The 4,636-nt window shown below is 65.2% G+C and carries 4 protein-coding genes; 3 read left to right on the plus strand and 1 reads right to left on the minus strand.

Annotated features, from left to right (window positions below; all coding sequences use genetic code 11):
• A partial coding sequence (locus MOV74_RS31695) for a M3 family metallopeptidase (RefSeq protein WP_246930916.1) occupies nucleotides 1-2,060 on the minus strand: 2,060 nt, incomplete at its 3' end.
• A 139-nt stretch (nucleotides 2,061-2,199) separates the two neighbouring features.
• Here MOV74_RS31695 and MOV74_RS31700 point away from each other — a divergent pair.
• The 3 genes from MOV74_RS31700 to MOV74_RS31710 form a co-directional block, all read left to right on the plus strand.
• Nucleotides 2,200-2,454 (plus strand): hypothetical protein, encoded by a 255-nt coding sequence (locus MOV74_RS31700; protein ID WP_027562896.1) that lies wholly within the window; start codon nucleotides 2,200-2,202, stop codon nucleotides 2,452-2,454.
• Nucleotides 2,455-3,126: 672 nt separating this feature from the next.
• The gene (locus MOV74_RS31705) at nucleotides 3,127-4,269 is read left to right on the plus strand and encodes a type III PLP-dependent enzyme (RefSeq protein ID WP_246930918.1); all 1,143 of its coding nucleotides are present in this window, start codon (nucleotides 3,127-3,129) and stop codon (nucleotides 4,267-4,269) included.
• A 131-nt stretch (nucleotides 4,270-4,400) separates the two neighbouring features.
• A partial coding sequence (locus MOV74_RS31710; protein WP_404979198.1) for a GNAT family N-acetyltransferase occupies nucleotides 4,401-4,636 on the plus strand: 236 nt, incomplete at its 3' end.

Consider the following 4,636-nt stretch of genomic DNA (forward strand, 5'->3'; position numbering starts at 1 on the left):
AGCAGGCCGCGGCGGCGGAGCAGCGCATCCGGCTCGGGCGGACGGCCGCGGAAGGCCTCGTAGGCCGCTTCCGGATCGACCGATCCGCCGCTCGAATAGATGTCGTCGTGCAGGCGTTTTGCGACGGCAGGATCGAAGATGTCGCCTGCCTCCTCGAACGCGCCGAAGGCGTCGGCGTCCATCACCTCCGACCACATGTAGCTGTAATATCCGGCGGCATAGTGGTCACCGGTGAAGATGTGACCGAACTGCGTGGGACGGTGACGCAGCGCGATCTCCTCGGGCATGCCGATCTTCTCCAGCTCCTTCTTTTCGAAGCCACGGACATCCTGCGCAGCGGAAGCTGGCTGGGTGTGGAATTCGAGGTCGACCAGCGCCGAGGACACGAACTCGACCGTGGCAAAGCCCTGGTTGAATTTTCGCGCGGCCAGGAAGCGCTGGAGCAGGTCGTCCGGCAGCGGCTCGCCGGTCTGGTGGTGGCGGGCGAATTGCTGGAGCACCTCGGGCCGCTCCTGCCAGTGCTCGTAGAGCTGCGACGGCAGCTCGACGAAGTCGGTGAACACGGATGTGCCCGACAGCGACGGATAGGTCACGTTGGACAGCATGCCGTGCAGGCCGTGGCCGAACTCGTGGAACAGGGTGCGGGCGTCGTCGGGCGACAGCAGCGAAGGCTCGCCGCCGGCCCCCTTGGAGAAGTTGCAGATGTTGAGAACGAGCGGCGCGACGTCGCCGTCGAGCTTCTGCTGGTCGCGCAGCGAGGTCATCCAGGCGCCTGAGCGCTTCGACGGCCGGGCGAAGTAGTCGCCATAGAACAGCGCCTTGTGCTTACCGTCGGGGCCCTTGACCTCCCAGACCCGGACGTCGGGATGCCAGACCGGAACGTCCTTGCGCTCCTCGAAGGTGATCCCGAACAGGCGCGTGGCGCAGTCGAAGGCCGCTTCGATCATGTGGTCGAGCGAAAGATACGGCTTGATCGCCGCGTCATCGAAATTGGCGCGCTGCAGGCGGAGCTTCTCGGCGTAGAAGCGCCAGTCCCAGGGAGCGAGCCTGAAATTGCCGCCCTCCTCCGTGATCAGCGCCTGCATCTCGTCGCGGTCGGCGAGCGCCCGGGCGCGCGCCGGCTTCCAGACCCGCTCCAGCAGGCCCCGCACCGCGTCCGGCGTCTTGGCCATGGAGTCCTCGAGCCGGTAGGCGGCGTAGGTCGGATAGCCCAGCAGGTTCGCGCTCTCCTCGCGCAGCTTCAGGATCTCGACGATGGTCGTATTGTTGTCGTTGGCATTGCCGTTGTCGCCGCGCGCGATGAAGGCCTTGTAGACCTTCTCGCGCAGGTCGCGCCGGGCCGAGCTCTTCAGGAACGACTCGACCGAGGAGCGCGACAGCGTGACGATGGCCTTGCCTTCCATGCCGCGCTCTTCTGCCGCAGCCTTGGCGCTGGCGACGAAGCTCTCCGGCAGGCCCTGGCGATCAGCCTCGCCAAGCTCCATGAACCAGTCCTGCTCGTCGCCGAGCAGATGATGGCTGAAGCCGGTGCCGAGTTGGGCCAGCTTCTCATTGATCTCCGCCATCCGCGTCTTGGCCTCCTCGGAGAGGCCGGCGCCGGCGCGGTGGAATCGGGTGTAGGTGCGCTCCAGCAGGCGGAGCTGCTCCGGGCTAAGACCGAGCGCCGCGCGGTTTTCGTGCAGCTGGGCGATGCGACCAAACAGCACGGCGTTCATCATGATCGGATTCCAGTGCCGCGCCATCCGCAAGGAGACCTCCTTGTCGATCTCCAGGATGGCCGGGTTGGAATGCGCCGAGACCAGGTCGTAGAAGACCGCGGCGACCTTACTCAGCAGCTTGCCCGAGCGCTCCAGCGCCGTGATGGTGTTGGCGAAGTCGGGCGCGGCCGGATCGTTGGTGATCGCCGCGATCTCGGCGGAGTGATCGGCGAAGGCCTGCTCGAACGCCGGGAGGAAGTGCTCCGGCTTGATCTCGTCGAAGGGCGGGGTCGCAAACGGCGTCACCCAGGCCTTCAGCAGCGGATTGGTCTCGGAGTCCGTAGTTTGGCGGGGTTCTGACATCGCAAGTCCCGATTTTCATGGGTCGATTGTTGCGGCCAGCTATAGCACGCGATGGGGCTTTTTTGAGCCATTTGGCCTTGCTCCCGGCCGCCTTTTCGGGGAGATTGCGGCCCTCGATAGACTACGGACCCCTGAGCTCATGAACGCGCCTTCCTCGTCTTCCCGTCAGATCGTCTGGCCAAGCGTCATCACCGTCATCAGTGCCGCCATCCTGATCGGCGCCGAAGTGTTCGGCGCGGCCTTTGCCGGCGGCTGGGCGCTCGCGATCCTGTTCGGGCTCGGCGATCAGGGCACGCACATTCTCCAGGCCGTGCTGTTCACACTCGGCGTGCTCGTGATGACCGCCTTCATCCGCGCAGCTCAGCGCGTCGAGCCGTTCACGAAGCGCCGCTGACGCGCGCACAGCCGCGTGACGCTCGCGGCGGCTTGAAAACTTAACGCCCGTTCATCTTCCGCGTCGCTCGCGCAACACTGCGCAAGCAGACGTTAGGCAATTCTGTTGTCAGCCTAAAAAAATTCTTGCGAAGCAGAGTCAAAACGCTTATGTGCGCTCTTGCCCAATTTCGCACGTGCCTGTGGTCGTGTGTCAGTCGGTAGGTATCCGGACAAGAGGCCGGACAGCCGCCAAGGGGTGAAGAAGCCGAGGGGCTCTTCGGAAGTGCGGAAGTCGGAAGGCTCATAGCCGGAAGACGACAGCAAACCCGGAGCGTCCAGCATCTCTCTCAAGAGATGCCTTGTCGAAGGTGACTTCACTTTTTGCAACCGTGACTGGCAGCCGGAGGCGAACCGGCGCACCCCGCTCTCAACGGGGGACGCGACTTAAAGCAACGACGGATCGGGCTTTTTTGGTCTCTACCGGCAGTCCAACGCCGGCGCGGGCTACTGAAAAGGCTTGTCCTTCATTGCCAGGTGTGCGGGCGGGAAAATTCCCAACCAATCCACGGCAGCACAATTCGGTCTAGGGTTTTAGCCCTGTCGCGTCTCCATCGTGCGGCAGCGGCGAAGCACCCTCGTCCGAGAACCGCTTTGAACGAGCTCCGTCGCTGGGGCCGCTTTGGAGAGTGCTATGACCGAACGTATCCAGGAATTCCTGCGCAACCGCCGCAAGGATGGCCTCGACACCGAGCCGTGCCTCGTCGTCGACCTCGAGGTCGTGCGCGACAATTACCAGACCTTCGCCAAGGCCCTGCCCGACAGCCGCGTGTTCTACGCCGTCAAGGCGAACCCCGCGCCGGAAGTGCTGGCCCTGCTGGCGTCCATGGGCTCCTGCTTCGACACCGCGACGGTCGCCGAAATCGAGATGGCGCTGGCCGCGGGTGCGACGCCGGACCGCATCTCCTTCGGCAACACGATCAAGAAGGAGCGCGACATCGCGCGCGCCTTCGCGCTCGGCATCCGGCTTTTCGCCGTGGATTGCTCCGCCGAAGTCGAGAAGGTCGCCCGTGCCGCCCCCGGCGCGAAGGTGTTCTGCCGCATCCTCTATGACTGCGCCGGCGCCGAGTGGCCGCTGTCGCGCAAGTTCGGCTGCGATCCGGAAATGGCGGTCGAGGTGCTCGACCTCGCCAAGCGCCTTCGGCTGGAGCCGTGCGGCATCTCGTTCCATGTCGGCTCGCAACAGCGCAAGGTGAAGGCGTGGGACCGCGCGCTGGCGATGGCCTCGCAGGTGTTCCGCGACTGCGCCGAGCGCGGGATCAACCTGTCCATGGTCAACATGGGCGGCGGCTTCCCGACCAAGTACCTGAAGGACGTGCCGCCGGTGGTGACTTACGGCCGCTCGATCTTCCGCGCGCTGCGCAAGCACTTCGGCAACCAGATTCCGGAGACCATCATCGAGCCGGGCCGCGGCATGGTGGGCAACGCCGGCATCATCGAATCCGAGGTCGTGCTGATCTCGAAGAAGAGCGACGAGGACGAGGTGCGTTGGGTGTACCTGGACATCGGCAAATTCGGCGGTCTCGCCGAGACGATGGACGAGTCGATCCGCTACGCCATCCGCACCCGTCACGACGGCGCGGACATGACGCCGTGCGTGCTCGCGGGACCCACCTGCGACAGCGCCGACGTGCTGTACGAGAAGAGCCCGTATCCGCTCCCGGTGACGCTCGAGATCGGCGACAAGGTGCTGATCGAAGGCACCGGGGCCTATACGTCGACCTACTCGTCGGTGGCGTTCAACGGCATCCCGCCGTTGAGGACGTACCACATCTGATCCGCCTCTTGGTCTGAGGCCTGACGAACCCGGGAGCCGGCTTGCCGGCTCCTCCCTCACATCTCTATTTCTGACGACGTCTTGGACTGGCGTGCCGCCCGCACGCCCGTTCAAGCGGGGACTGACGCGCCATGACCACTCCTCGGAAGCCACAGATCGCCCTCACCTCGAAAGCCGCTCCGTTCGTGATCCGTGCGGAGCGTGCTGGCGACGTCACGATGCGTGAAGCACTGCTCGATGCCTGCTTTGGCGAGAACCGCCACGGCCGCACCTGCCAGCGCCTGCGCGACGGACGAGCGCCCGCCACAGGCCTTGCCCTGTCGGCGGTGCGCGAGGGCAAGCTCGTGGGAACCGTGCGGCTGTGGCA

Origin of the sequence: Bradyrhizobium sp. SHOUNA76 (assembly GCF_023006445.1) — a bacterium.
Lineage (GTDB): Bacteria > Pseudomonadota > Alphaproteobacteria > Rhizobiales > Xanthobacteraceae > Bradyrhizobium.

Bases quoted from the DNA above. Each gene is read 5' to 3' on its own strand.
- MOV74_RS31700 (WP_027562896.1), top strand. From the start codon at position 2,200: ATGAACGCGCCTTCCTCGTCTTCCCGTCAGATCGTCTGGCCAAGCGTC.
- MOV74_RS31705 (WP_246930918.1), top strand. From the start codon at position 3,127: ATGACCGAACGTATCCAGGAATTCCTGCGCAACCGCCGCAAGGATGGC.